This window comes from Variovorax sp. F042 (genome assembly GCF_057814215.1).
Genome location: NZ_JBVASX010000008.1, coordinates 135,750 through 162,141, shown reverse-complemented (window position 1 = coordinate 162,141; position 26,392 = coordinate 135,750). Strand labels below are relative to the sequence as shown.

Here is a 26,392-nt window from a genome sequence, read left to right as displayed (position 1 = left end):
GAGCGTGATCACGCTGTTGCTCGCTAAGACACCACCTGGTAGTACAGGTTCTGCGGGTGCTTCGCCTGCGCGAAGAAGAACCAGCGCTCGGCAAGCAGGCCCGGTGCCTGCACCAGCACCGCGAGCAACCACGGCAACACCGCAGCACTCGCAAGGCCCCACACCAAAAGCAACGCCGGCAACACGAAGGCCAGCAGCAGAAACCCAAGCTTCATGTTCTTCAGCGCAGCCAGCGATGCGCCATGAAAGAACTCGCGCGTGTTGAACGAACCGGCCGACATGCCCATCGACTTCTGAACCAGCTTCTGCGTGCGGATGCCAGTGGCCGACTGCAGCGTCGATTTGTGGCGGATGCCCGCGTTGCGCCGGAGCGCCTGCCCGCGCGCAGCCCACGCTGCCAGCGTGGCAACCAGCGCACACGGCCCGAAGACTTGCACGAAGCGCGCCTCACCGCTCAAGGCCGCCATTGCACAGGCCAGCACCAGCCCCGACGACAACCCGATCAGCGTGAAGTTGACGATAGTCAGCGGATGCGCCCATTCCTCGATGAAGCGCAGACAGGCATAGATCATCGCGGTGCAGTACCAGAGCGCGACGGCCCCGCACAGCACCAGCACGGGCAGCAGCCACGACCACGGCGTGCCGATACCCAGCATCAGCGACAGCCACCACAGCCCCACCAGCGCGATGAAGGCTGGCAGCACGATCACCTCGCGCGACATCCACGAGGTGCGCCACATCAGCACTGCACGCCACGCACGAGTCTTGCGCCCCAGGTGCATGAACGATGCGGCAAGCCCGGCCACGAGCAGCACTTCGGCAACACCAAGCGCCAACGTCAGGAAGCCGGGTGCCAGCGCAAGGCCGAACAGCGTCGCAAGCGCGAGCGTGAAGACCAGCCCCTGAGCCGCGCCGGCCAGGGTGGTGAAGAAAAGAATCGAGAACGCGGGATGCATCCTGCTACTCCCGCGCGTCCGTTGCCTGCGTGGCTTGCGTGGCTTGCGTGGCTTGCGTGGCTTGCGTGGCTTGCGTGATGTGACGCGGCAGGTACTGGTTGGCCGGGCTGGTCTCCCACTCGGGCATCAGTTGGTAGCCACCGCGCTCGCGGATAGCCTTCGACACTTCGGAGTCCGGGTCCTTCACGTCGCCGAAGATGCGCGCGCCCGTGGGGCAGGCCTTCACGCAGGCCGGCTTGCGGTCTTCCTTCGGCAGTTGCTCGTCGTAGATGCGGTCCACGCACAGCGTGCACTTGGTCATGACCTGGCGCTCTTCGTCGAGCTCGCGTGCGCCGTAGGGGCAGGCCCATGCGCAGTACTTGCAGCCGATGCACTTGTCGTAGTCGACCAGCACGATGCCGTCTTCTTTTCGCTTGTAGCTCGCGCCCGTGGGGCACACGGGCACGCAGGGCGGGTCTTCGCAGTGCAGGCAGCTCTTGGGGAAGTGGATGGTTTCAGTGACCGGGAAGGCGCCGGCCTCGTAGGTCTGCACGCGGTTGAAGAAGGTGCCGGTGGGGTTGGCGGCATAGGGCCGCTCGTCGGCGAGCGGGCCTGCGCTGCCGGAGGTGTTCCATTGCTTGCACGAGGTGACGCAGGCGTGGCAGCCGACACAGACGTTGAGGTCGATGACGAGGGCGAGTTGCTTGGCGAGTGTCTCGCCCTGTGCCGCACGCACTGTGTTGCTCCCTCTTCCGCTGGCGGGAGAGGGTTGGGGTGAGGGTGCAGCGGCCTTCATGACGGCAAGGCTTCCAGCTCCTGCGCCGCCGCCCTCACCCCAGCCCTCTCCCGCTTGCGGGAGAGGGGGCAAGACCGGAGCCGACGACATCAGGTCCTTCAACCACTGCATCATTTCTTCCCCCTCCCCGCAAAGTACGTCAACACGCTCGCCGCCTTGCCCAGCACCCCGGGCACCGCCGGCATGCTCGCGATCTGCGGATAGCTCTCTTCGGGCTCGCCCGGTTCGGCCGGCCATATGCGCACGCGCACGTCATACCAGCCGGCCTGCCCGGTGATCGGGTCGGAGTTGCTGATGGTCCCGCTCGCAGTGCCGGCGCAGGGCAGTTCCTCGCTGATCAGGTGGTTCAGCAGAAAGCCCTTGCGCGCCTCGTCCGCTCCAGGCGCCAGCTGCCATGCGCCGTCCGCCTTGCCGATGGCATTCCACGTCCACACAGTGCCAGGCTCCACCGCCTCGCTGTAGCGCAGCATGCAGCGCACCTTGCCCCAGCGGCTCTCGACCCAGCACCAGCCGCCATCGGCGATGCCAGCGGCCTGCGCGGTCAGCGGATTCACGTGCAGGTAGTTGTGGCTATGTATCTGCCGCAGCCATGCGTTCTGCGAGTCCCACGAGTGGTACATCGCCATCGGCCGCTGCGTGAGCGCATTGAGCGGATAGGCATCGAGATCGGTCGCAGCCTCCTCGAGCGGCGCATACCAGAACGGCAACGGGTCGAAGTATTTGTCGATGCGCTCGCGCAGCGCATCGGGCGGCTGCCGCCCAGGGCTCTTGCCCTGCGCCGCAAGGCGAAAGCTCTGCAGCGTGTCGGAGTACAGCGCCAGCTGCACCGGGTCGTTGCGCTGGCGCCAGCCCTTGTCTTTTGCAAAGTCCAGGTATTCCCGGTTCCAGTTGCGCATGTAGTGCATGTTCTCGGGCATGTGGTACTGGAACACGCAGTTGTTCTGCGCATACGCTTCCCACTGCTTCGGATTGGGCGCGCCGCGCAGGTGCTCGGTGCCGTCTTTGCCGCGCCAGCCCATGAGAAAACCGATGCCCGGCTGCGGCTCGAAGTTGACGACGAAGTCGGGGTAGCCCGTGAACTTGCGCCCGCCTTCCGGCGTGGTGAAAGCCGGAAACTTCAGCCGCGAAGCCAGCTCGATCAACACCTCCTGGAAGGGCCTGCACTCCCCCGTCTGCGGCACCACCGGCACGCGCACCGAATCCACCGGCCCATCGAACTCGGAGATCGGCCGGTCGAGCATGCCCATCACGTCATGGCGCTCGAGGTACGTGGTGTCGGGCAGCACCAGGTCGGCAAAGGCCACTGTCTCGCTCTGGAAGGCGTCGCACACCACGAGGAAGGGAATCATGTGCTCGCCCTTCTCGTCCTTGCGGTTGAGCATCTCGCGCACCGCCATCGTGTTCATGCTGGAGTTCCACGCCATGTTGGCCATGAAGATCAGCAGCGTGTCGATGCGGTACGGGTCGCCCTTTGCCGCATTGGTGATCACGTTGTGCATGAGTCCATGCGCCGACAACGGGTGCTCCCACGAAAACGCATGGTCGATGCGGATCGGCGAACCATCGGGGTTGATCGCCAGCTCTTCCGGGCTGGCCGGAAAACCCAACGGTGCCGCATTGAGCGGCGTGTTCGGCTGGATCATTCCGGGGTCGTTGAAGGCCCGGTAGTTCGGCACGATGTGACGCGGATACGGTGCCTTGTGACGGAAGCCACCCGGTGCGTCGATGGTGCCGAGCACGCTCATCAGCACGGCCAGCGCACGCACGGTCTGGAAGCCGTTGGAGTGCGCCGCCAGCCCGCGCATCGCATGGAAGGCCACGGGGCGCGCCTGAGTGGTCGGGTGCTGCTTACCCCATGCGTCAGTCCACGGAATGGGCAACTCGAAGGCCTGCTGCAGTGCCGTCTCGCCCATCTCGCGCGCCAGCTTGCGGATGCGCGCCGCGTCGATGCCGGTGATGGCCTGCGCCCACTCGGGCGTGCAGCTTGCCACGCGCTCGCGCAGCAACTGGAACGACGGCGCAACGCGCGTACCGTCGGCCAGCGTGTAGTGGCCTTCGAGCGCCGGATCGCAGCCGTCGGCAATGCCTTCGGGATACGCGGGCATCACCGTGCCGCTGGCCTTGTCCCACACCAGCTTGTTGTGCGGGTTGCGACCGTCGCCCGGTGGGCCACGCTCGGGGTCGAAGGCGAACAGGCCTTCGCGCTCGCAGTTGTCGAGCATCACGAGCTGCGGTGCGTTGGTGAAGCGCTTGAGGAAGGCGTGGTCCACAAGCTCGTTGGCTATCAGCTCGTGCAGCAGCGCCATGAAGAGCGCGCCATCCGTTCCCGGCTTGATCGGAATCCACTCGTCGGCAATCGCCGAGTAGCCCGTGCGCACCGGATTGATCGAGATGAAGCGACCGCCAGCCCGCTTGAACTTGCTGATCGCGATCTTCATCGGATTGCTGTGATGATCTTCGGCAGTGCCGATCATCACGAACAGCTTGGCGCGCTCCAGGTCGGGCCCACCGAATTCCCAGAAGCTGCCACCGATGGTGTAGATCATTCCCGCGGCCATGTTGACCGAGCAGAAGCCGCCGTGCGCCGCGTAGTTGGGCGTGCCGAACTGCCGCGCGAACAGGCCCGTGAGTGCCTGCATCTGGTCGCGCCCCGTGAACAGCGCGAACTTCTTGGGGTCGGTCGCGCGGATCTTGCCGAGCCGCTCGGTGAGCATGTCGTAGGCGCGCTCCCAGCTGATGGGCTCGAACTCGCCGGCTCCGCGCTCGCTGCCGGCCTTGCGCAGCAGCGGCTGCGTGATACGTGCCGGCGACACCTGCTTCATGATTCCCGACGAGCCCTTGGCGCAGATCACACCCTGGTTCAGCGGATGGTTCGGGTTGCCGTCGATGTAGCGAACCTCGGGGCCCTTTTCGCCTTCGCGCAGGTGCACGCGAATGCCGCAGCGGCAGGCGCACATGTAGCAGGTGGTGGTCTTCACCGTGGTGTCGGCCGTGGGCGTGGGCGCGACCAGCGGGTCGTGCACCGGCTCGCGAGACAGGAAGCTGAACACTGGCGGTCCTTTGTTTTCAGGCGGGGTCCGTGCGATGTTATGCAGCCTCGATCAAACGAAAAAGCAGAGAATATCGCTCACCATGACCGGAAAAACAGATCAGCTTCAGAGTCAGAGTCAGACTTCGAGCCAGCGCCTGCGCCTCAACCTGCGGCAGCTGGAGGTGTTCGTCGCCACCGCGCGCGAAGGCAGCACCCGCGCCGCAGCCGACCGCATCGCGCGTTCGCAATCGGCCGCGAGCAGCGCGCTGGCCGACCTGGAGTCTTCGGTGGGCGTTTTGCTCTTCGACCGGCTCGGGCGCCGGCTGGTGCTCAACGAGAACGGCCGCGCGCTGCTGCCCAAGGCACAGGCGCTGCTCGATCAGGCGGGCGAGGTCGAGGCGCTGTTCAGCGGCGAGCATGCGGCGCCGCTGCGCGTGGCGGCCAGCTTCACCATCGGCGAGTACCTGCTGCCCGAGAAGGTGTCGCAATGGACGCACCTGCATCCGCAGAGCCAGGTGCACCTGCACATCGCGAACACGCACGACGTGATTCGGGCGGTCGCGGGCTTCGACGTGGACGTCGGCTTCATCGAAGGCCCGCAGACGCACCCCGACCTCGTGGTGCGCGCCTGGCGCGAAGACGAACTGGTGATCGTCGCCGCGCCCAACCATGCACTGGCGGGCCGTGTCGCCACGCACAAGCAGCTGTCGCAAGCCACGTGGGTGCTGCGCGAGCATGGCTCGGGCACACGGCAGGTAACGGACGCATGGCTGATCCAGAACCTCGAACAGGTGCGCGTGGGCTTCGAACTGGGCAGCACCGAGGCGATCAAGCGCGTGGTGGCCTCGGGCACCGGGCTGGCGTGCCTGTCGCGCTACACGGTGGCACAGGCGCTGGAAGACGGCCATCTGATCGAGCTGCGCACGCGATTGCCGGCGGGCACGCGGCGGCTGGCAACGGTGATGCACCGCGACAAGCTGCTGGGCCGCGCGACGGCCGACTTCCTGCGCCACTGCGGCGCCAGCGTGCCGCGCGCTTCATCGGCTCGCTAGAAAGCCCTCAGCCAGCAACGCGAAGCACGTTCGCCGTGTGCCGCGCGATCACCGCCTCTTCGTCAGTGCGCAGCACCCACGCGCTGACAGGACTCTCGGCAGTGGTGAGCCGCGCGGCGCCGCTGCGATTGGCGGCCGCATCGACGTTCACACCCAGCCATTCGCAGTCTTCGAGGATGCGCTCACGCAGCGGGGCCGCGTTCTCGCCGATGCCGCCGGTGAACACGATGGCGTCGACACCGCGCAGCGCGGCGGCGAGGCTGCCCATGTGCTGCACCACCTGCTCGGCGAAATGCCCGATGGCCTCGGCCGCGGCGGGCTCGGCCGATGCTTCCAGCGCGCGCATGTCGCTCGACACGCCCGAGATACCGAGCAGGCCCGATTCGCGGAACAGCAGCGCCTCGACCTGGTCGGCCGACATGCCGTGCGAGCGCATCAGGTACAGCACGACGGCCGCGTCGATGTGGCCGCAGCGCGTGCCCATCGTCAGCCCGTCGAGTGGCGAGAAAGTCATGGTCGTCGCGACCGATCGGCCCTGCGCGATGCCGCACATCGACGCACCATTGCCGAGATGCGCGACGATCACGCGCCGCTGCGCCAACTCGGGCGCGATGCCGGCGAACTGCGCGACGATCGATTCGTAGGAGAGGCCGTGAAAGCCATAGCGCCGCACGCCCGCGTCATGCAGCGCACGTGGCAGCGCGAAGCGGCGGTTGACCTCGGGCTGTACCGCATGAAAGGCCGTGTCGAAGCACGCCACCTGCGGCACACCTTCGAACGCTGCCATTGCAGCGCGCACGCCCGCAAGGTTGTGCGGCTGGTGCAGCGGCGCCAGTGGCTCAAGCTTGGTGAGCGCATCGAGCACCGAGGCATCGATGCGCACCGGCGCAACGAAGTCCGCACCACCATGCACGATACGATGCCCCACCGCCGCGATGCGCCGGCCATCGGCCTGCTGCGCATGCCATTCGAGCAAAGCCGCAAGTGCGCCTTGATGCGAAGCCTGCGCGCCATCGAGCGCCGCATCGTGCAGCGTCTGCCCCTGGGCATCGCGTACACGCAGCCGCGCCTTCAGGCCCGCGCCGAGTCCATCCGCCTGCCCCGACCAACGCGCCGCCGGCAACGAGGCATCGCCGTCACCAGCCGCATCGAACAATGCAACCTTGATCGACGAAGAACCCGCGTTCAGCGTCAGCAGCGAGTCGGTCATGGAATGGCTCAGACGTAGTCCTTGTACTTGTCGAGGAAGCGCACCGGCTTCGACAGCGCGTCGCGGCGGAAGGGGTCTCCCAGCTCGCGCGTGCACATGATCTCGATCACGCAGGTCTTGCCTTCGTTCATCTGCATGTCGATGGCCTTCTTCAGCGCCGGGCCCACGTCTTCGAGCTTGTCGACCACGATGCCCTCGGCGCCCATGGCCTTGGCAATGCCTGCGAAGCTTTCGCTTTCGAGCTCGCCGGCCACGAAGCGGCGATTGTAGAAGTCGACCTGGTTCTTCTTCTCCGCGCCCCACTGGCGGTTGTGGAAGACCACGGCCGTCACCGGAATGTCGTGGCGTACGGCCGTCATGATTTCCACCATGCTCATGCCCCAGGCGCCGTCGCCGGCATAGGCCACGGCCGGACGGTCGGGCGCCGCGCACTTGGCGCCGATCATGGTCGGCAGCGAGTAGCCGCAGTTGCCGAAGCTCATCGGTGCGAAGAAGCTGCGCGGCTCCTCGAAACGCAGGTAGCTGTTGGCGATGGCGTTGATGTTGCCGATGTCGGTCGAGACCATCACGCGCGGCGGCATGGCCTTTTCGAGCTCGCGCAGCACCTGGCGCGGGTGCAGGTAGCTGCCGCCGGTGGGCGTCTTCTCGCCTTTGGCTTCTTCGATGGCGTCGAGGCTGAACTGGTCGCGCTCGTGGGTCCACTCGTCGAGCTCTTTTTCCCACGCGGCTTTTTCGGCCTTGATCTTCGCGGCGCGCTCGGCCTTGCTGGCGTCGCAGGCCAGCGTCTTGCCCTGCAGGCGCTTGAGCAGTTCCTTGGCCGTGGCCTTGGCGTCGCCGTGGATGCCAACGGTGATCTTCTTCACGAGGCCGAGGTTGGTGTGGTCGGCCTCGACCTGGATGATCTTCGCGTCCTTCGGCCAGTAGTCCATGCCGTGCTGTGGCAGCGTGCCGAAGGGGCCCATGCGCGAACCGAGCGCGAGCACCACGTCGGCCTGCGCGATGAGCTTCATCGCGGCCTTGGAGCCCTGGTAGCCCAGCGGGCCGGCCCACAGCGGGTGGCTCGCGGGGAAGGAGTCGTTGCGCAGGTAGCCGTTGGCCACCGGCGCACCCAGGCGCTCGGCCAGTGCCTGGCACTCGGCCACCGCATCGCCCATGACCACGCCGCCGCCCGAGAGAATGACCGGAAACTTCGCCGAAGCCAGCAGCTCGACGGCAGCGTTCAGGCTGTTCTCGCCGCCCGCGCCGCGCTCCACGCGCATCGGCTTCGGGATCTCGGTGGTGATCTCGCCGTAGAAGTAGTCGCGCGGAATGTTCAGCTGCGTGGGGCCCATCTCGGAGATGGCGCGGTCGAAGCAGCGCGCCGTGTACTCGGCCATGCGCTTGGGGTTGTTCACGTGGCCCTGGTACTTGGTGAACTCCTGGAACATCGGCAGCTGGTTGGCCTCCTGGAAGCCGCCGAGGCCCATGCCCATGGTGCCGGTCTCGGGCGTGATCATCACGACCGGGCTGTGCGCCCAGTAGGCGGCCGCGATGGCCGTCACGCAATTGCTGATGCCGGGGCCGTTCTGGCCGATCACGAGACCATGGCGGCCCGACACGCGCGCATAGCCGTCGGCCATGTGGGCGCCGCCCTGCTCGTGCACCACCGGAATCAGGCGGATGCCGGCGGGCGCGAAGATGTCCATCGCGTCCATGAAGGCCGAGCCCATGATGCCGAAGATGTCGGTCACGCCATTGGCGACCATGGTCTCGACGAAGGCCTCGGAGGGCGTCATCTTCTGCACGCCGGTGACGGCTTCGCGTGTGGGTGCTGCGGGTTGCTTCTGGCTCATGGAAGGCGTCTCCTGAAGGAAAGTGGGCAGTGGTTGCGCGTCAAAAGTCGGAACTTCTCGTTCCGGATTTCATTCCGGCGGAATATAGGTCGGCATCGCCGCGGCGTCAAACAATTTACAAAAATCGGAACGTATTGTCTTGTTTTTCGTAAAAAGAATATGATCCGGCCCCATGAAGATCGTCAAAGGCCTCTCACCGGAAGCGCAGGAACCAGCGGGCGACACGCCCACCATGCGCCTGTTCGCGCTGCTCGAAGTCATGGCCGCGAAAGACCAGCGCTACTCGCTGCAGGGCCTGGTGGAAGAAACCGGCCTGCCCAAGCCCACGCTGCACCGCATGCTCCAGCAGCTCGAAGGCGCGGGGCTGCTGCAACGCGAAGGCGACGGCCGGCACTACGGCATCGGCACGCGGCTGCGGCGGCTGGCCGAGAACCTGCTGCTCAACGACAGCCTGCACGGTGCGCGCCACACGGTGCTGCGCCAGCTGGTGGAAGAGATCGGCGAGAGCTGCAACCTCACCGCCCTTTCGGGCAGCGAGGTCGTGTACCTCGACCGCGTGGAAACCGCCGCGCCGCTGCGCTTCTACCTGCACTCGGGCTCGCGCGTGCCGGTGCACTGCTCGGCCAGCGGCAAGATCTTTCTTTCGCAGATGAGCGCGGCGCAGCGCCGCCGGTTGCTGTCGAACGCGCCGCTGGAGCCCTACACGCCGCGGACGCTGACCGACCCCGAGGCGCTGGAGAAGGAAGTGCAGCGCGTGCGCAAGGACGGCTACGCCATCGACCACGAAGAGTTCCTCCCGGGCCTGCTGTGCATCGCCACGCTGGTGCCTTCGGGCGACGACGCGCCTTCCAACCTGTGCATCGCTGTACAGGCGCCGGTGATGCGTCTCGACGCCGCCAAGGCGAAGACGCTGCTGCCCGCCCTGCAACGCGCCGCACAGGCGCTGAGCCGCATCGATGCCGACGCGGCCTCCGACCGCGCACAGGCCTGACCCCACATTCCCTGAAAGCCCAACGTGACCGATACCGCCGACCTTCGACCCGACCGGATGCTGAGCGTGCGCGATGTGTTCGGCATCGACACCGACCTGCGGGTGCCAGCCTTCAGCGAACGTGACGACCACGTGCCCGAGGTCGACGCGGTCTACCGCTTCAACCCCGACGTGACGCTCGCCATCCTCGCGGGCTTCACGCGCGACCGGCGCGTGATGGTGCAGGGCCTGCACGGCACCGGCAAGTCGACGCACATAGAGCAGGTGGCGGCGCGGCTGAACTGGCCCTGCGTGCGGCTCAACCTAGACGGCCACATCAGCCGGCTCGACCTCGTCGGCAAAGATGCGGTGGTGTTGCGCGAAGGCAAGCAGGTCACCGAGTTTCAGGAAGGCATCGTGCCGTGGTCGCTGCAACGCCCCGTGGCGCTGGTCTTCGACGAGTACGACGCGGGCCGGCCCGACGTGATGTTCGTCATCCAGCGCATCCTGGAGCGCGACGGAAAGTTCACGCTGATGGACCAGAACAAGGTGCTGCGGCCGCACCCCTTCTTCCGCCTGTTCGCCACCGCCAACACGGTGGGGCTGGGTAACCTCAACGGCCTGTACCACGGCGCGCAGCGGCTAAACCATGCGCAGATCGACCGCTGGAACATCGTGGCCTCGCTCAACTACCTGCCGGCCGATGAAGAGATCGCCATCGTGCAGGCGCGCGTGCCATCGTTGGCCGACGAGGCGGGCACGAAGCTGGTCGCGTCGATGGTGGCGGTGGCCGACCTCACTCGCAAGGGCTTCGCGGCGGGCGACCTCTCTACGCTGATGTCGCCACGCACCGTGATCACCTGGGCAGAGAACATCGAGATCTTCAAGGACCCGGCGCTGGCGTTTCGCCTGTCCTTCGTCAACAAGTGCGACGACGCCGAGCGCCCCCTGGTCGCCGAATACTTCCAGCGCTGCTTCGACCGCGAACTGAAGGAGTCGCACCAGCTCTCTGCAGGCCCGCGCGAATGAATGCCGAACCCGCGAGCGCGATGCAGCGCCGCGTGCGGCAGGAGGAACAGGTCGCGGAGCTTTGCGCGGGCGTGGTGCGCGCTTTCAGCGGCGAGCGCGACCTGCACTTTCGCGGCCGGCGGCTGCACCGTGGCCGCGTGGCGCTGCCGTGGTTTGCGCCGCACCTGCATCCCTCGCCCGACACCGACGACTTCGCTTCGTTCCGTGGCGTAGCCGACGGGCTCGCGCTGCGGCTCACCGAATCGGACGCGGCGCTGCACGAAAGCCTGCGCCCCGAAGAGCCGGTCGAACGCATGCTGTTCGAAATGCTCGAGCAGTTCCGCGTCGAGGCGATGGCGCCCGAAGTCATGGCCGGCATGCGGCACAACCTGCGGCACCGGCACGAGCAGTGGTCGCTCGCCTTTCATCACTCGGGCCTGACCGACACCGCGCGCGGGCTGCTGCTGTACGCCGTGGCGCAGATCTGCCGCGCCCGCGTCAGCGGCCAGCAGGTGGTGGAAGAAACCGAAGACATGCTCGAAGCCACGCGCTTCGCGCTCGCACCGCTGATCGGCCATGCGCTGGCAGGTTTGCGCAAGGATCGCGCCGACCAGACCGCCTACGCAGTGCACGCCCGTGCCATCGCGCGCACCGTCGCCGCGATGCTGCACGAAGCCGATGAAGAAGGCAGCAACGCCGCGCGCGACCCGCATGTGGACGACAAGCGCAGCGTGTTCAGCCTCGTGGCCGACATGGACCAGGAGATCGTCGAGCGCTTCACCACCGCCGAGTCGGGCCGCAGCGCGGTGCTCGACGACGCAGGTGGCGCATACCGCGTCTTCTCCAACGCTTACGACCGCGAACACGACGCCGCCACGCTCGCGCGCAAGGACGTGCTCGCCGACCACCGCGAGAAGCTCGATCGCCGCATTGCCGCGCAGGGCGTGAACATCGCCCGCCTCGCGCGTGAGCTGCGCGCCCTGCTGGCCGAGCCCGAGCGCGACGGCTGGGACGGTGCCCAGGAAGAAGGCCTGATCGACGGCCGCCGCCTCGCGCAGCTCGTGGCCTCGCCTACCGAGCGCCGCCTGTTCCGCACCGAGCGCATGGAGCCGGTGGCCGACTGCATCGTCACCTTTCTCATCGACTGCTCGGGCTCGATGAAGGAGCATGCCGAGTCGGTCGCGATGATGGCCGACGTGTTCGCGCGTGCGCTCGAACAGGCCGGGGTGACCAGCGAGGTGCTGGGCTTCACCACCGGCGCGTGGAACGGTGGGCGCCCGCAGCGCGAATGGGTGCGCGCCGGCCGGCCGCCGCACCCGGGCCGGCTCAACGAGCGCTGCCACCTCGTCTTCAAGAGTGCTGCTACGCCATGGCGGCGCGCGCGCCCCGCGATGGCTGCACTGCTGAAAGCCGACCTGTTCCGCGAAGGCATCGATGGCGAGGCCATCGACTGGGCCTGCATGCGGCTTCGCCAGCGCAGCGAGGCGCGCAAGCTGTTGCTCGTGATTTCCGATGGCTCGCCGATGGACAGCGCCACGCATCTTGCCAACGACGCGCACTACCTCGACCACCACCTGCGCGACGTGGTCGCGCGCCAGGAGCAGCGCGGCGATATCGCCGTTGCGGGCATCGGCGTGGGCCTCGACCTGAGTCCCTACTACAGCCGCAGTCACGTGCTCGACCTGGCCACCTCCAGTGGCAACACCATCTTCCGCGAGGTGATCGAACTCATGGCCGGACGCCATCGCCGCTGAGGCCTGCAGCCTGAGGCGTTTGGCATTACATCCAAGTCCCTGATTGACAAAGGGCACCCAGCGTTCTTACATTGCGTTTCACATCCGGGAACGCAGTTCCAATATTTGGAACATCGGATATCCCATAGAAAGCCTCATGGACTCCACGCTTGCCAAGGGCCTCGCCGCCATCGAATGGATGGTGCGCCAACAGCGCGACTGCCGCGTCACCGAACTGGCCCAGGCCTTCGGCATGGCACGCAGCAATGCGCACCGCACGCTGCAGACGCTCGTCGAATGCGGCTGGGCCGTGCAAGACCCGGACACGAGCGCCTACCGGCCAAGCCTGCGGCTGTTCGAGCTGGGGGCCATGGTGTCCGATGCATCGGACATCGGCGCGCTGCTGCGGCCCCACCTCGCGCTGCTGGCACAAGCTACGGGCGAGACCATCCACCTCGCAGTGCTGGACGACGCCGAGATCGTCTACCTCGACAAGTTCGACAGCCCGCTGCCCGTGGCCGCGTACTCGCGCATCGGCGGCCGGGCGGCGGCGTACTGCGTGGCCTCGGGCAAGGCGCTGCTCGCTGCAGCCGCGCTCGACGTGCCGGCACTGCAGGAGCGCCTGGGCACGCTGGTCGCGCACACGAAGAACAGCATCACCGACTTCGACGCCCTCTTCAGCGAACTGGAACGCTCGCGCGCACGCGGCTATGCCGAGAACCGCGAGGAATGGCGCATCGGCGTCTGCGGCCTCGGCGTGCCCGTGCTCAATGCGCGCGGCGAAGCCGTGGCCGCCGTCGGCATGAGCGTGCCCTCGATCCGCTTTGCACGCACACAGGCACGCGGGCTGGCAGATCACCTGATGGCCTGCGCGCGCGACGCCAGCGTCACGCTGGGCTATCGCTTGAACGCCGCACCGGCCGTGCCGTTGCCGCCGACGCCCATCACAAAGAGAAGGAGATCGGAATGAAGTTGTTCTTCGCCCCCTGGCTGCACGCCGGGCTGCTGGCTCTCGCCGCCCTGTCGTCGCCCTTCGCCGCACAGGCGCAGAACGGCAGCGACTACCCGACGAAGCCGATCCGCCTGATCGTGCCCTACCCGCCCGGCGGCGGCACCGACGTGATTGCGCGCATCGTGCAGGAGCGCTTTCAAACGCTGCTGGGCCAGCCGGTGCTGATCGACAACCGGGGCGGCGCAGCCGGCTCCATCGGCACCGAGGTGGTTGCCAAGTCGGCGCCCGACGGCTACACGGTGCTGTTCACTCTGTCTTCGCACACCATCAATCCGGCCATCTACGCCAAGCTGAGCTTCGACACCGCCAAAGACTTCGCGCCAGTCGGCATGGTCGCGTCGCTGCCGCAGATCCTGGTGGCCAACACGCAGTTCGCGCCCAACACCGTGGCCGAACTCATCGCGCTGGCCAAGGCCAAGCCCGACAGCATCGCCTTCGCCTCGGTGGGCAACGGCTCGCCCGGGCACCTGGCGGGCGAGCTGCTGAAGCTGCGCACCGGCACGCACATGACGCACATTCCCTACCGCGGCGGCGGCCCGGCCGTGACCGACGTGATGGGCGGGCAGGTGCCGCTGCTGTGGGTGTCGATTCCGGCGGCCGCGCAGTTCGTGAAGGCAGGCAAGCTCAAGGCACTCGCGGTGTCCACCACCAAGCGCAGCGCGGCCTTCCCCGACGTGCCGACGATGCAGGAAGCCGGCGTGCCCGACTTCGACGTGGACTCGTGGTACGCCGTGTTCGTGCCCGCAAAGACGCCGCAGCCCGCCATCGACAAGCTCAACCGCGTGATCAACACGGTGGTGAAGGAACCGGACATCCGCGACAAGCTGCTCGCGCAGGGCAGCGAAGGCGTCGGCGGCACGCCCGAACAACTCGGCAAGGTCGTCACCACAGAACTCGTGCGCTGGCAAAAGCTCGCCAAGGAAGCCAGCATCAAGGTCGATTGATCGACACGGACAGACTCATGGAAAACGCAGCCCCCTCTTCCCCCATCGCCGAACTCGTGGCGCGCGCCCGCGCCGCGCAGCGCATCTACGAAACCTGGTCGCAGGCACAGGTCGACACCGCCGTGGTCGCGGCCGGCTGGGCCATCATCGAGCCGGCGCGCAACCGCGAACTGGCCGAACTGGCCGTGGCCGACACCGGCGTGGGCAACGTCGAGGACAAGGTGCGCAAGAACCACCGCAAGACCTTCGGCCTGCTGCGCGACCTGCACGGGGCGCGCTCGGTCGGCGTGATCGCAGAAGACCCGGTGCGCGGCATCGTCGAGATCGCTCGGCCCGTGGGCGTGGTGTGCGCTGTCACGCCATCGACCAACCCGGGTGCCACGCCGGCCAACAAGATCATCAATGCGCTCAAGGGGCGCAACGCGGTCATCGTCGCGCCATCGCCCAAGGGCTGGTCAACGGCGGCGCGGCTCATCGAATTCATCCACCAGCAGTTCGACCGCATCGGCGCGCCGCGCGACCTGGTGCAGCTGCTGCCCTCGCCGCTCAACAAGCAATCGACCGCCGAGCTGATGCGCCTGTGCGACCTGGTGGTGGCGACCGGCTCGCAGGCCAACGTGCGCGCGGCCTATGCGAGTGGCACGCCGGCCTTCGGCGTGGGCGCGGGCAACGTGGCGGGCATCGTCGACGAAACGGCGGACATCGCCGCGGCCGCCGACCGCATCGTGCGTTCGAAGACCTTCGACAACGCGACCAGCTGCTCGTCGGAAAACAGCCTCGTCATCGTCGACGCGGTGCGCGCGCAGACGCTCGCCGCGCTGAAAGATCGCGGCGCCGTCATGCTCGCCGACGCGCAGAAGGCCACGCTGCAGGCGCTGATGTGGCCCGAAGGCAAGCTCTCGCCCGCCGTCATCGGCCAGTCGGCACGCACCATCGCCGAGCGAGCGGCCGCCATCGACGGCGCCAACCGCGCCGCCTGGCTGGCAATTGCCGATGCCGATCCGCGCATCCTCATGGTGGCCGAAGACGGCGTGGGCCACGACCATCCGTTCTCGGGCGAGAAGCTGAGCCCGGTGCTCGCGGTGTATGCGGCGCGCGACTTCGCGCACGCCATGGCCACCGTCGAACGCATCTATGCGTACGAAGGCGCGGGCCACTCGGTGGGCCTGCACAGCGCGGTGCCCGAACGCGCGCTCACGCTGGGCCTCACGCTGCCGGTGTCGCGCGTCATCGTCGACCAGGCGCACTGCATTGCCACCGGCGGCAGCTTCGACAACGGCCTGCCGTTCTCGCTGTCGATGGGCTGCGGCACCTGGGGCAAGAACAACTTCTCGGACAACATGAACTACCGCCACTACCTGAACATCACGCGCGTGTCGCGGCCGATTCCGGAGAAGGTGCCGAGCGAGGAAGAAATCTTCGGCGCCTTCTTCGCCGAGCACGGCGCGAAGTAAGCATGACGGCGGCTGCAACAACGGTTCATGCGCTGATCGAGCAACAGGCGCGGCAGCAGCCGCACGCGGTGTATGCCCGCGCCACCGAGACCGAACGCCACCTGGGCTACGGCGAGCTCGCGACCGGTTGCCGCCGCGTGGCGGCCGTGCTGCGCGGCCTCGGCATGCAGCCCGGCGACACGGTGTCCGTCGTCATGCCCAACGGCCTGCAGACCCTGCGGCTGCTGCTGGGCGCGATGCATGGCGGCTTCTGCGTGAACCCGGTCAACCTGCTCTCGCAGCCGGAGCAGATGCGCTATGTGCTCTCGCACTCCGACTGCCGTGTGGTCTGCGTTGCGCCCGAGTGGGAAGAGCGTGTGCGCGGCATCGTCGAAGGCTTCGACCGGCCCGTGACGCTGGTCGTGGTCGACCCCGAAGGCGATGCATTGCCCGACGAGGAAGAACCGGCCGTCGACACACCGCAGCCCTCGCCCGATGCCGTCGCGCTGCTGATGTACACCTCCGGCACCACGGGCGTGCCCAAGGGCGTGATGCTCACGCAGCGCAACCTCGCGGCCAACGCGCACGCCATCAGCGTCGAGCACGCGCTGCGCCCCTCCGACCGTGTGCTCGCCGTGCTGCCGCTGTATCACATCAACGCCTTTGCCGTGACCATGCTCGCGCCGCTCGCGCACGGCGGCAGCCTGGCGATGCCGCCGAAGTTCTCAGCCGGCCGCTTCTGGGAGCAGGCCACGCAAACGCAGTGCAGCTGGATCAACGTGGTGCCCACCATGATCTCGTACCTGCTCGAAGGCCCGAAGCCGCCGCTGGCGCAGACGCTGGCCATCCGCTTCTGCCGTTCGGCCTCGGCTGCGCTTCCGCCCGAGCACCTGCGTGCGTTCGAGCGGATGTTCGGCATCGGCATCGTCGAAACCATGGGCCTCACCGAGACGGCCGCGCCCTCGTTCTCCAACCCCATGGACCCGGCCGCGCGCAAGCTCGGTTCGGTGGGCCGCGCGTCGGGCTGCATGGCCGGCGTGGTCGATGACCGGCTCGCAGCCGTACCCACCGGCGTGACCGGCGAGATCGTGATCCGCGGGCCCAACGTGATGCTCGGCTACTACAAGAACGAGGAAGCCACCCGCGCAAGCTTCACGCCCGACGGCTGGCTGCGCACCGGCGACCTCGGCCATCGCGACGAAGACGGCTTCTTCTTCGTCACCGGCCGCATCAAGGAGCTGATCATCAAGGGCGGCGAGAACATCGCGCCGCGCGAGATCGACGAAGCCCTGCTGCAACATCCCGCCGTGCTCGAAGCCGCTGCCGTAGGCGTGCCCGACCGCCACTACGGCCAGGAGATCGGCGTGTGCATCGTGCTGCGCGAAGGCTGCACCTGCACCGAAGACGAGCTGCGCGAGTTCAGCGCCACCGCGCTCGGCCGCTACAAGGCGCCCGGCCACTACCGCTTCGTGCAAGACCTGCCGCGCGGCCCTTCCGGAAAGGTGCAGCGCCTGAAGCTGTTGCCGCTTTTCGAGGCATGACGGCGGCTGAACTGCTGGTGCCGCCGCTGGCGCCGGGAACGCTGGTCTACAGCCTGTGCGTGGTTTTCGTGGCGGGCATCGTGCGCGGCTTCGCGGGCTTCGGCTTCTCGGCCATCACCGTGGCAGGCATGTCGCTGGTGGTGTCGCCCGCGCTGGTCGTGCCCGCGATCTTCATGCTCGAGATTCTTGCGAGCCTGAGCCAGCTGCGCGGCATCGCGCGCGATGTCGACATGCCTTGGCTCAGCTGGCTGATGCTGGGCAACCTGATCTGCATTCCCATCGGCGTGGCGCTGCTCGCATGGCTGCCCGAGACGCCGCTGCGCCTGCTGATCGGCGCGCTGCTGATGGCGGCCGCGCTGCTGCTGCGCGGCGGCGCGCACGTCACGCTGGTGCCCACGCGCGGCGTGCGGCTGGCGGCAGGGCTGGCCTCTGGCTTCATCAATGGCGTGGCGGCCATCGGCGGCATCGCCATCGCGGTGTTGCTCAGCACGGCGAAGATGGCACCGGCCGCGCTGCGGGCCACGCTGATTGCGCTGCTGCTGTTCAGCGACGTGGTGTCGCTGATCTGCGCGGCGCTGATGCCTTCTTCAACCCACGCGTCCGGCAACCTGCTGGGGCCGGACACGCTCAAGTGGGCGCTGTGGCTGGCACCGGCGATGCTCGCGGGCATCTGGTACGGACAGCGCTCGTTCAAGGGGGTTTCGCCGGAGCAGTTCAGGAGGCATGTGCTGAACCTGCTGATTGCGCTGGCGCTGGTGAGTGTGGTGCGGTCGGTGGTCGGTCTGCTCGGGTAAGTCGGCCACCAGGAAACGACCAGGAAGGCTACGCCAGCTTCCCCGCATCGTAGGCCTCGCAGTAGACCTCCCAGTCGCTCTCGACCTGCGCGGCGCACTGGTGCGCCGCATCCAGCAGGTCGCGCCGCCACGACTTCGCCGAAGCGCCGAAGTCGACCAGCGCATCCGCGATGGCCGAGCCCTGGCGTCCTGAGCTGCGCAGGTGCGCCCAGGCCATCATCTGCCCCATCTCCCCGATCACGTCGCGGACCTGGTCGAGCCCGGTGTGGCGCACGTCGAGGGTCACCCGGTCTTCGCTGGGCTGCAGGTCGCGCAGCACGTAGGAAGACTTGCCATCGACGATCGGGTGCAGGAAGGCCATCGACACGGCCTGCATGCGGCGCTGCAGCCCCACGATGCGGTGCGCATTCGACGGCCATGCGGGCTGCTTGATCTTCTTCAGGTGCGGCACTAGCGACGACACGGGCGCCTGCTTCAGGTCGAGCAGGTAGTTGCCGTCGGGCGATCCCTTGCCTTTGACCAGGACAACATAGCGCTCCACGCCCAGGCTGCCGGTGCCGGCGATGCGCCGCGCCACGTCGAGCACCTTGAAGAAGTCGGGGTTGTCCTGCGTTGCCGCGAATGCGCCGATCAGATTCTTCGCCCGTTCGCGCCCGACCTTGTCGACTGGCAACGCATGCTCGCCGTCGCGCAGGATGCTTCGGCGACCGTTCTTCCGTTCGGTGCGCTTGTTCAGGAAATCGGGTCGGCTGCGGGCCTTGAGTTTCGCGAGCAGCTCATGGATCAGGCCACTGGCTGTGTCGCGCTCCACCCAGCGGGCCTTGCCGAGCGCCAATGCGCCGGCATAGCCTTCAAGAAACACCTTGCACAGCGCATTCGCATCATCGCGCGAGGCGCGCAGGCTGTCGCCGGCCACCAGGATGCTCGTGAGGAAGCGCACCAGCTCCCACGTCACCGGCGCGAGGGCCGCCTCGTCGAAGTCGTTGAGATCGAAGTACGCGAGCCGGTTGTCGCCCTTGTAGCTGCCGAAGTTCTCCAGATGGGCGTCGCCGCACAGCCATGCCGTCGGTGCCTTGCTGGTGAACAGCGCATCGGCCGGCAGACGGTCGTGAAACAGGTGGCAGGTGCCGCGCAGGAAGACGAACGGACTGGAGCGCAGCTTCTCGTACTTCATCGCCAGGCGCTCGGGGTCGCGACCGGCGTTGAAGTTGCGGATGGTTTTGACGACGTTCGCCATGGCGTTGCTTCTCCCGGTTGGTGAGCGGCAGATTCTCGTTCAACGCGCGCAGCGCAGTGTCGTATCGTTGCGGGTGCATCGACTCCTGACTCCCCCGCCCGACATGCCTTCCGCAACGCCCCGCGACAGTGCCACGCGCGCGCCCATCGTCCCCATGGACAGCGTGGCCGTCGCCGACCTGCCACGCAGCGCGAGTTCCCCGTTCTTCGAGCGCCTTCGCACCGCTGCCGCACAGGTCAACCTGCGTGCGCCCGACCCACGGCAGGCGGCGCGCTGGCACTCGCACACCATTGGCGGTGTCCGGCGGCGCCTTGCGCAACCCCTGACCTTCACGCCCTATGCGGCCGTTCAGCCATGCTCGGCGCGCTGCGGCTTCTGCTCGGAAAATCTTCGCAAGGCCGATGGCGGTGTGCCGGCCTCCCGGCTGCGGCCGGACGGCACTTACTTCGATGGCCTTGCCCGTGCGCTGCGAGCCTTGCGCGGCGTGCCGCTCTCGTGGTCGCTCTCGGGCCTGGAGACCAGCGACGACGCCGGCTGGATGCTGCAACTGCTCGATACGCTCGCCGCCAGCGAGGCAAGCGACGGCCCACGCATCGAAGACCGCGTGCTGTACACCAACGGTGCCGGCTTTGCCAAGGCAGGCGGCGCCACTCTGACGCGTGCGCTGCAAGACTTCGGACTGAGCTGGCTCGAACTATCCCGCCACCACCACGAAGGTGCAACCAACCAGGCCATCATGCGTTTCAGGCCCGGTCTGGAAATCAGCGATCAGGCGGTGTTCGAACGCACCGCGCGGCAACTGGCCGATACGATGCCGTTGCGCCTGGTGTGCATTCTTCAGCGCAGCGGCATCGCACAGCCACGGGACGTCTCGGCCTATCTCTCGTGGGCGCAGCAGCGCTGCGGCGCAGGCACCGTCGTCTTCCGTGAGTTCTCCCGGCTCGACGGCAGCTACCGGGACAACGCCACGGCGCGCTACCTGCACGCCCAACGGGTGCCAATGGACGCGCTGCTGACAGCCTGCCTCGACGACGCCGCCGTCTCGCGCGGATGGACTGTCGAGAGCCTGACCGAGGGCTACTACTTCTGGAACCTGCGCCTGCGCACCGCGAATGGCCTGTCCGTGATCTTCGAGAGTTCCGACTACGGCGCCATGCACGCCCGCCATGCGACCGAAGACATCTACAAGCTGGTCTACTTTCCTGATGGACGGCTGTGCGCCGGTTGGGAGCCCGGGCGCGACGTGCTGCTCGACACCCGTTCGATGCAGGAGCATGCCGATGCCTAGCCACAGCTGGCTGATGCTCGACCACGAGTCGCCGCTTCATCGGCTGCCCGACGATCTGCGTGCGCGTGACCCGCTGGGCGCGCGCGACTGCGGGTGGGTCGAGCAGATGACGCCGTTCGTGCGCCAGTTCTCTCAGCGCGGCGACGCGGTCTTCGATCCCTTCGCGGGCTTCGGCACGACCTTGCTTGCGGCGCGCCTGGAAAACCGGCTGGCGGCAGGCTGCGAAATCGACGCGGACCGCATCCAGCTCATACGCGAACGGCTGGCGCGCCACGGCATCGGCGACAGCGACATCACCCTGCTGCACGGCTCATGCGACACGCTCGACACCACCGCGCTGCAGCCCTTCGAGCTTTGCCTTACCAACGTGCCCTATTTCGGATGCCAGTGGTCGGGCGCCTCCACGGCTTCGCAGCTCTACGACAGCCGCAGCTATGCGCAGCACCTGGAGGGCTTGCGCAACGTGTTCCACGCCGTTCGCACGCGCTTGCGCGAAGGCGGCCATTGCATTGCGATGGTGCAGAACATTCGCCTCGGCGATCGCGTGCTGCCCCTGGCCTTCGACCTCGCGCGCATCCTCGGTGCGCTCTTCACCATGGAGGAAGAGCGTGTGCTGATCTATCCGCACGAGGAGAAAGCGACCGCCGACAGCGAAGCCTGCGCAGCGCGCACGGATCGCCGCCACGAGTACGCGCTGGTGTTTCGCAAGCAGCGCGCGCGTATCGACCTGCAGGGCACAGCCCGGTTGCTCGACGCCCTCCGCGCACAGGGCCACGTCTTCACCCTGATCGGCAGCTTCGCGCGATGGCTGCGCGACCCACAAGGCACACCGCCGGCCGATGCCGACATTCGCGTCGACCCCGATCCGCAGCGCCTGGATGCGCTGTTGCATGAACTGCGCAACCAGGGCTTCGCGCTGACAAGCTGGGACGAACCCGTCACCCTTCCCCTGCATTTCGAGAGCTACCGCGGGCGCTATTACTTCCGCGCGGAAAGAATCGACAGCGTCGGCGCCATGGTGAGGCTGGACATCGGCTACGAAGAGTAAGAGCAGGCCGGCAAGCTCAGAGCAGCCCGCTCATCTTCGTCGCCGCCGCCTTCAGCGCATCGATGCGCGTCACTGCATCGTCCATCGACATGCGCGCGGTCGGCGCATGCACCGCGAGCGCGGCGCGCACCGCGCCCGCCGCATCGCACACCGGCACGGCCACGGCCACCAACCCGGCGATGAACTCTTCGCGGTCGCACGAGTAACCACTCTTCGCAACCGCCTCGCACTCGGTGCGCAGCGCAGCGGCCTTGGTGATGGTGTTGGCCGTCATGCGTTCCAGCGGCAGCTTGTCGATGAGCGCATCGCGTTCCTTCTTCGGCATCTGCGCGAGAAACAACTTGCCGCTGGCGGTGCAGTGCAGCGGCACGTGCGAGCCCACGTCGAGCGTCAGCCGCAGCGGCCATTGCGCTTCGACGCGGTCGAGGTAGAGCACCTGCGCGCCGTCGAGCGTGGTGAGGTTGCAGGTTTCGCCCACCTGGCGCACCAGTTCCGACAGCACCTCGTGCCGCAGCCCGCGCACCACGCCGTGGTTCAGCGTGTCGAAGGCGAGCTTGCGCAGCGCGGGGCCGACGCTGAACGAGCGCTCGTCCACGTCGCGCGCCAGGAAGCCGGTGGCCAGCAGCTGGGTGCAGATGCGGTGCGCGGTGCCCTTGGGCAGGCCGAGCTGCGCGGCCAGTTCAGCGAGCGTGAGCGCGCGGCCTTCGTTGGCCAGCAGCGCCAGCAGGCGCAGGCTGCGCTCGGCCGACGAGCCGGAGCCGGAAGCGGACTCCGCCTCCTCTGGAGAAATCACTGCGGGGATCACTGCGGCGGGCGTGCGCGCGGAACGGGGCATGCGGGTAAACCTTAAAAATGGAACATTGCGTTCCGAAAATCATTAGCCTAGGATGCGGCCGAGCGAAGCGATTGTTCCACTCCCGGACCCCACAGGCCCCTACAGGACCCCTTCATGCCTGAAGAAGAGTTCGACTACATCGTCGTCGGCGCCGGCTCGGCCGGCTGCGTGCTGGCCGGCCGGCTGAGCGAAGACCCGGCCGCGCGCGTACTGCTGCTCGAAGCAGGGCCTGCCGACCGCTCGCTGTGGATCCACCTGCCCATCGGCTACGGCAAGACGATGTGGAGCCCCACCTACAACTGGCGCTTCGAGACCGACCCAGACCCGAACATGAACGGCCGGCGCATCTACTGGCCGCGCGGCAAGACGCTGGGCGGATCGAGCGCGATCAACGGGCTGATCTACATCCGCGGCCAGCGCGAGGACTACGACCACTGGGCCGCGCTGGGCAACGCCGGCTGGGGCTACGACGACGTGCTGCCCTACTTCATCAGGTCGGAGGGCAACCAGCGCGGCGGTGACGCCTTTCACGGCGGCAACGGCCCGCTGAGGGTTTCGGACATCGCCGCGAAGCACGAGCTGATCGAGGCCTTCATCGACGGCGCCGGGCAGACAGGCGTGCCGCGCACCGACGACTTCAACGGCGCCGCGCAGGAAGGCGCAGGCTACTACCAGCTGACCACGCACAGGGGCTGGCGCTGCAGCACGGCCAAGGCCTACCTGACGCCGGCCGTGAAGCGCCGCCCCAACCTGCGCATCGAAACCGAGGCGATGGCGCAGAAGCTGGTGTTCGATGGCGGGCGTGCCGTCGGCGTCACGTACCGGCAAGGCGGCGAGCTGAAGACCGCGCGCTGCCGCGCCGAGGTGCTGCTGTCGGCCGGCTCGATCCAGTCGCCGCAGCTGCTGCAGCTCTCGGGCATTGGGCCGCGCGCGCTGCTCGATCGCTTCGGCGTTCCGGTCGTGCATGAGCTGCCCGGCGTGGGCGAGAACCTGCAGGACCATCTTCAGATTCGCCTGGGCTACGAGTGCACCAGGCCCATCACCACCAACGACCAGCTCAACTCCTGGTTCGGCCAGATGGGCATGGGGCTGGAATGGCTGCTTCACCGCACCGGCCCGCTGGCGGTGGGCATCAACCAGGGCGGCTGCTTCATGCGTGCGCTGAAGGATGAAAACGGCAACCCGGTGGCGGCCACGCCCGACATCCAGTTCCACGTGGCCACGCTCTCGGCCGACATGGCGGGCGGCAAGGTGCATCCGTACTCGGGCTTCACGATGTCGGTGTGCCAGCTGCGGCCCGAGTCGCGCGGCCATGTGCGCATCCGCTCGCTCGACGCGGCCGAGCCGCCGGAGATGCATCCGAACTATCTCGCCACCGAGCTCGATCGCGCGACCACCGTGGCCGGCGTGAAAGCAGCGCGCGCGATTGCCGATTCACCCGCGATGCGCCCCTACGTGAAGCGCGAGGTGAAGCCCGGCCCCGATGCCGCGAGCGACGCCGACCTGCTGGAGTTCTGCCGCAACAACGGCGCCACCATCTTCCACCCCACCGGCACCTGCCGCATGGGCAGCGATGCGCTCGCCGTGGTCGATGCGCGCCTGCGCGTGCACGGCGTGGCGGGCCTGCGCGTGATCGACTGTTCGGCGATGCCGACGCTGGTGTCGGGCAACACCAACGCACCCGCCGTGATGATGGCCGAGAAAGCCGTCGACCTGATCAGAGAGGACGCGAGAGCGGCAGCAGCCGCGCACTGAGTTTTTTTGTTTTTTGCAAACCCAAGGCCCGCAGAGGCCGCCACGACAACCTCATCGGAGACAACGACATGAGCGCAAGCGACGAGAAAGCGATTCGCAGGGTGGTGGTCTCTGCCCTGGTGGGCGCCACCATCGAGTGGTACGACTTCTTCCTGTACGGCGTAGTGGCCGGCATCGTGTTCAACAAGCTCTACTTTCCGGGCAGCGACCCGGTGGTGTCGACCTTGCTGGCGTACACGACCTTCGCGGTGGGCTTTGTCACGAGGCCGCTGGGCGGCGTGATCTTCGGCCACTTCGGCGACAAGATCGGCCGCAAGAGCATGCTCATCATCACGCTGATGATCATGGGCGTGGCCACCTTCCTGATCGGGCTGGTGCCCACGTACGCACAGATCGGCATCGCGGCACCCTTGCTGTTGTTGCTGCTTCGCGTGGCACAGGGCATCGGCCTGGGCGGCGAATGGGGTGGCGCGGTGCTGATGGCGTACGAATACGCACCGAAGGAAAAGCGCGGCTTCTATGCCTCGCTGCCGCAGATCGGGCTGGCCATCGGCCTGTGCCTGGCCTCGGGCGTGGTGGCGCTGCTGTCGTCGCTGCTCACCGACGAGCAGTTCCTGGCCTGGGGCTGGCGCATCGCCTTTCTCATCTCCGGCGCGATGGTGATGGTGGGCATGTACATCCGCCTGCACGTGAAGGAAACGCCCGAGTTCGCGGCCGTGAAGGCGCGCAACGCCGAGCTGCGCATTCCGTTCATGGACATGATCCGGCGCTACCCGGGCAATGTTCTGAAGGGCATGGGCGCGCGCTACATCGACGGCGTGTTCTTCAACATCTTCGGCGTGTTCTCCATCAACTACCTCACGACCACCATCAAGATCAGCCGCACCGAAGCGCTGCTGGGCGTGATGGCGGCGGCCGTGGTGATGTGCTTTGCGATTCCCTTCTTCGGACGCATGTCCGACCGGCTGGGGCGGCCGCGGGTGTACATGTGGGGTTCGCTCATTACTGCGGTGTCGGCGTTCCCGGGCTTCTGGCTCATGACGCACAGCGGCGGCAACGTGATGCTGATCTGGCTGTCGATCATCGTGCCCTTCGGCATCCTGTATGCATCGGTGTACGGGCCGGAGGCTGCTTTGTTCTGCGACCTGTTCGATGCGAAGGTGCGCTACACGGGCATCAGCTTCGTCTACCAGTTCTCGGGCATCTTCGCCTCGGGAATCACGCCGATCATCGCGACCGCGCTGCTGAAGTCTGGCGGCGGCGAGCCGTGGCAGATCTGCCTGTACGTGTTGTTCGCGGGCGTGGTGTCGGCGGTGTGCGCGTGGATGATCGGGCGGTCTGCCTCGCCGGCCGATGCGCCGGTGGCGGTGGCCTCGCGCTGACGACGGCGAGGGTCGTCCGACTCCTTACGGGCTCCTGCCCATGCCGAGCGCGCGCATCACGGCCGCCGTGCGCGTCTCGACGCCCAGCTTCACGTACACATGCTCCAGGTGCTTGTGCACGGTGCGTGGGCTTATCTCCAGCAAGGCGGCGATCTCGGCGTCGGTCTTTCCGCGCGAGAGCCAGTGCATGACGTCGCCCTCGCGGGGCGTGAGGCCGGCAGCCGGGGCTTCGGGTAACGGCGCCTCGGCGCGGCAGGCCAGCCGGTACAGGAAGGCAACCGCCACCGCGTGCTCCAACCCCGCGCGCCGGTAGTAGTCGGCCTGCAGCGCAGCGCGGCGGAATTCGCGCCGGCCCGGCGACTTTGTTGCGATGCGGTGGATTGCGCGCAAGCCATCGTTGCCGGCGCCGTGATGCCGCACGGGCGAATGCCCGGACTCCAGTTGTTCCAGCAGGCGAAGTGCGCTCGCGCGATTGTTGCGCGTCAGGTTCGTCATGGCATGCCCCTTTCACGGTGCATACGCATTGCTGCGTATGGCGCCTGCACACATCGAGACG

General features: G+C 67.3%; 21 protein-coding genes. 13 read left to right on the top strand and 8 right to left on the bottom strand.

Annotated elements, in window-relative coordinates; all coding sequences use genetic code 11:
- Positions 1 to 23 precede the first annotated feature (23 nt).
- The 3 genes from ACZYSP_RS23435 to ACZYSP_RS23425 form a co-directional block, all read right to left on the bottom strand.
- Entirely contained in the window at positions 24 to 956 is a 933-nt protein-coding gene (locus ACZYSP_RS23435; protein WP_093082114.1) for a dimethyl sulfoxide reductase anchor subunit family protein, read from the bottom strand.
- Positions 957 to 960: 4 nt separating this feature from the next.
- Positions 961 to 1,731 (bottom strand): 4Fe-4S dicluster domain-containing protein, encoded by a 771-nt coding sequence (locus ACZYSP_RS23430; RefSeq protein WP_489016888.1) that lies wholly within the window; start codon positions 1,729 to 1,731, stop codon positions 961 to 963.
- A 110-nt stretch (positions 1,732 to 1,841) separates the two neighbouring features.
- Entirely contained in the window at positions 1,842 to 4,781 is a 2,940-nt protein-coding gene (locus ACZYSP_RS23425; RefSeq protein WP_093082107.1) for a molybdopterin oxidoreductase family protein, read from the bottom strand.
- An 82-nt stretch (positions 4,782 to 4,863) separates the two neighbouring features.
- Between ACZYSP_RS23425 and ACZYSP_RS23420 the strand changes: the two genes are divergently transcribed.
- Positions 4,864 to 5,814 carry a LysR family transcriptional regulator gene (locus ACZYSP_RS23420; protein WP_489016886.1) on the top strand — a complete coding sequence of 317 codons (951 nt, stop codon included), beginning with the start codon at positions 4,864 to 4,866 and terminating at the stop codon, positions 5,812 to 5,814.
- Positions 5,815 to 5,821: 7 nt separating this feature from the next.
- Here the strand turns inward: ACZYSP_RS23420 and ACZYSP_RS23415 are convergent, their stop codons facing one another.
- Together ACZYSP_RS23415 and xsc are read right to left on the bottom strand one after the other, a co-directional pair.
- On the bottom strand, positions 5,822 to 7,024 hold the full coding sequence (locus ACZYSP_RS23415) for an acetate/propionate family kinase (protein ID WP_489016884.1): 1,203 nt from the start codon (positions 7,022 to 7,024) through the stop codon (positions 5,822 to 5,824).
- Between the two features lie 8 nt (positions 7,025 to 7,032).
- A complete protein-coding gene (gene xsc, locus ACZYSP_RS23410; RefSeq protein WP_093059498.1) occupies positions 7,033 to 8,856 on the bottom strand; it encodes a sulfoacetaldehyde acetyltransferase in 1,824 nt (607 codons plus the stop codon).
- 172 nt (positions 8,857 to 9,028) lie between these two features.
- Between xsc and ACZYSP_RS23405 the strand changes: the two genes are divergently transcribed.
- The 8 genes from ACZYSP_RS23405 to ACZYSP_RS23370 all read left to right on the top strand — a co-directional run bounded on the left by ACZYSP_RS23405 (position 9,029) and on the right by ACZYSP_RS23370 (position 18,291).
- Entirely contained in the window at positions 9,029 to 9,847 is an 819-nt protein-coding gene (locus ACZYSP_RS23405; protein WP_093059496.1) for an IclR family transcriptional regulator, read from the top strand.
- Positions 9,848 to 9,871: 24 nt separating this feature from the next.
- Entirely contained in the window at positions 9,872 to 10,855 is a 984-nt protein-coding gene (locus ACZYSP_RS23400; RefSeq protein WP_093082098.1) for an AAA family ATPase, read from the top strand.
- Entirely contained in the window at positions 10,852 to 12,588 is a 1,737-nt protein-coding gene (locus ACZYSP_RS23395; RefSeq protein ID WP_489016881.1) for a cobaltochelatase CobT-related protein, read from the top strand. The genes ACZYSP_RS23400 and ACZYSP_RS23395 overlap by 4 nt, the downstream gene beginning before the upstream one ends.
- A gap of 136 nt (positions 12,589 to 12,724) precedes the next feature.
- Positions 12,725 to 13,537, top strand: coding sequence for an IclR family transcriptional regulator (locus tag ACZYSP_RS23390; RefSeq protein WP_093179951.1), 813 nt, complete (start codon positions 12,725 to 12,727; stop codon positions 13,535 to 13,537).
- Positions 13,534 to 14,523, top strand: a complete 990-nt coding sequence (locus tag ACZYSP_RS23385) for a tripartite tricarboxylate transporter substrate binding protein (protein WP_093082090.1) — start codon at positions 13,534 to 13,536, stop codon at positions 14,521 to 14,523. The genes ACZYSP_RS23390 and ACZYSP_RS23385 overlap by 4 nt, the downstream gene beginning before the upstream one ends.
- 17 nt (positions 14,524 to 14,540) lie before the next feature.
- Positions 14,541 to 15,977, top strand: a complete 1,437-nt coding sequence (gene sauS / locus ACZYSP_RS23380) for an acylating sulfoacetaldehyde dehydrogenase (protein ID WP_489016878.1) — start codon at positions 14,541 to 14,543, stop codon at positions 15,975 to 15,977.
- Between the two features lie 2 nt (positions 15,978 to 15,979).
- Positions 15,980 to 17,497: an AMP-binding protein gene (locus tag ACZYSP_RS23375; protein WP_489016876.1), complete on the top strand. Its 1,518-nt coding sequence runs from the start codon at positions 15,980 to 15,982 to the stop codon at positions 17,495 to 17,497.
- Positions 17,494 to 18,291 (top strand): sulfite exporter TauE/SafE family protein, encoded by a 798-nt coding sequence (locus ACZYSP_RS23370; protein ID WP_489016874.1) that lies wholly within the window; start codon positions 17,494 to 17,496, stop codon positions 18,289 to 18,291. The genes ACZYSP_RS23375 and ACZYSP_RS23370 overlap by 4 nt, the downstream gene beginning before the upstream one ends.
- A 28-nt stretch (positions 18,292 to 18,319) precedes the next feature.
- Here ACZYSP_RS23370 and ACZYSP_RS23365 read toward each other — a convergent pair whose 3' ends face one another.
- Entirely contained in the window at positions 18,320 to 19,528 is a 1,209-nt protein-coding gene (locus tag ACZYSP_RS23365; RefSeq protein WP_489016872.1) for a DUF2252 domain-containing protein, read from the bottom strand.
- A gap of 103 nt (positions 19,529 to 19,631) precedes the next feature.
- Between ACZYSP_RS23365 and ACZYSP_RS23360 the strand changes: the two genes are divergently transcribed.
- On the top strand, positions 19,632 to 20,816 hold the full coding sequence (locus ACZYSP_RS23360; RefSeq protein ID WP_489016870.1) for a hypothetical protein: 1,185 nt from the start codon (positions 19,632 to 19,634) through the stop codon (positions 20,814 to 20,816).
- A complete protein-coding gene (locus tag ACZYSP_RS23355) occupies positions 20,809 to 21,864 on the top strand; it encodes a DNA methyltransferase (protein WP_489016868.1) in 1,056 nt (351 codons plus the stop codon). Before ACZYSP_RS23360 ends, ACZYSP_RS23355 begins: the two co-directional genes overlap by 8 nt.
- A 16-nt stretch (positions 21,865 to 21,880) precedes the next feature.
- Here the strand turns inward: ACZYSP_RS23355 and ACZYSP_RS23350 are convergent, their stop codons facing one another.
- On the bottom strand, positions 21,881 to 22,699 hold the full coding sequence (locus tag ACZYSP_RS23350; protein WP_489016866.1) for an IclR family transcriptional regulator: 819 nt from the start codon (positions 22,697 to 22,699) through the stop codon (positions 21,881 to 21,883).
- A 114-nt stretch (positions 22,700 to 22,813) separates the two neighbouring features.
- On the opposite strand from ACZYSP_RS23350, the gene ACZYSP_RS23345 reads away from it, so the two are divergent.
- Complete coding sequence (locus ACZYSP_RS23345; RefSeq protein WP_489016864.1) at positions 22,814 to 24,454, top strand: GMC family oxidoreductase; 1,641 nt, start codon at positions 22,814 to 22,816, stop codon at positions 24,452 to 24,454.
- A gap of 68 nt (positions 24,455 to 24,522) precedes the next feature.
- Positions 24,523 to 25,836, top strand: a complete 1,314-nt coding sequence (locus ACZYSP_RS23340; protein WP_093059473.1) for an MFS transporter — start codon at positions 24,523 to 24,525, stop codon at positions 25,834 to 25,836.
- A 24-nt stretch (positions 25,837 to 25,860) separates the two neighbouring features.
- Here ACZYSP_RS23340 and ACZYSP_RS23335 read toward each other — a convergent pair whose 3' ends face one another.
- Positions 25,861 to 26,331 carry a helix-turn-helix transcriptional regulator gene (locus ACZYSP_RS23335; protein WP_489016862.1) on the bottom strand — a complete coding sequence of 157 codons (471 nt, stop codon included), beginning with the start codon at positions 26,329 to 26,331 and terminating at the stop codon, positions 25,861 to 25,863.
- Between the last annotated feature and the right edge of the window lie 61 nt (positions 26,332 to 26,392).

Bases quoted from the DNA above. Each gene is read 5' to 3' on its own strand.
- ACZYSP_RS23360 (WP_489016870.1), top strand. From the start codon at position 19,632: ATGCCTTCCGCAACGCCCCGCGACAGTGCCACGCGCGCGCCCATCGTC.
- ACZYSP_RS23355 (WP_489016868.1), top strand. From the start codon at position 20,809: ATGCCTAGCCACAGCTGGCTGATGCTCGACCACGAGTCGCCGCTTCAT.
- xsc (WP_093059498.1), bottom strand. From the start codon at position 8,856: ATGAGCCAGAAGCAACCCGCAGCACCCACACGCGAAGCCGTCACCGGC.
- ACZYSP_RS23395 (WP_489016881.1), top strand. From the start codon at position 10,852: ATGAATGCCGAACCCGCGAGCGCGATGCAGCGCCGCGTGCGGCAGGAG.
- ACZYSP_RS23405 (WP_093059496.1), top strand. From the start codon at position 9,029: ATGAAGATCGTCAAAGGCCTCTCACCGGAAGCGCAGGAACCAGCGGGC.
- ACZYSP_RS23345 (WP_489016864.1), top strand. From the start codon at position 22,814: ATGCCTGAAGAAGAGTTCGACTACATCGTCGTCGGCGCCGGCTCGGCC.
- ACZYSP_RS23375 (WP_489016876.1), top strand. From the start codon at position 15,980: ATGACGGCGGCTGCAACAACGGTTCATGCGCTGATCGAGCAACAGGCG.
- ACZYSP_RS23340 (WP_093059473.1), top strand. From the start codon at position 24,523: ATGAGCGCAAGCGACGAGAAAGCGATTCGCAGGGTGGTGGTCTCTGCC.
- ACZYSP_RS23385 (WP_093082090.1), top strand. From the start codon at position 13,534: ATGAAGTTGTTCTTCGCCCCCTGGCTGCACGCCGGGCTGCTGGCTCTC.
- ACZYSP_RS23390 (WP_093179951.1), top strand. From the start codon at position 12,725: ATGGACTCCACGCTTGCCAAGGGCCTCGCCGCCATCGAATGGATGGTG.
- ACZYSP_RS23370 (WP_489016874.1), top strand. From the start codon at position 17,494: ATGACGGCGGCTGAACTGCTGGTGCCGCCGCTGGCGCCGGGAACGCTG.
- ACZYSP_RS23365 (WP_489016872.1), bottom strand. From the start codon at position 19,528: ATGGCGAACGTCGTCAAAACCATCCGCAACTTCAACGCCGGTCGCGAC.
- ACZYSP_RS23430 (WP_489016888.1), bottom strand. From the start codon at position 1,731: ATGAAGGCCGCTGCACCCTCACCCCAACCCTCTCCCGCCAGCGGAAGA.
- sauS (WP_489016878.1), top strand. From the start codon at position 14,541: ATGGAAAACGCAGCCCCCTCTTCCCCCATCGCCGAACTCGTGGCGCGC.
- ACZYSP_RS23415 (WP_489016884.1), bottom strand. From the start codon at position 7,024: ATGACCGACTCGCTGCTGACGCTGAACGCGGGTTCTTCGTCGATCAAG.
- ACZYSP_RS23335 (WP_489016862.1), bottom strand. From the start codon at position 26,331: ATGACGAACCTGACGCGCAACAATCGCGCGAGCGCACTTCGCCTGCTG.
- ACZYSP_RS23420 (WP_489016886.1), top strand. From the start codon at position 4,864: ATGACCGGAAAAACAGATCAGCTTCAGAGTCAGAGTCAGACTTCGAGC.
- ACZYSP_RS23435 (WP_093082114.1), bottom strand. From the start codon at position 956: ATGCATCCCGCGTTCTCGATTCTTTTCTTCACCACCCTGGCCGGCGCG.
- ACZYSP_RS23350 (WP_489016866.1), bottom strand. From the start codon at position 22,699: ATGCCCCGTTCCGCGCGCACGCCCGCCGCAGTGATCCCCGCAGTGATT.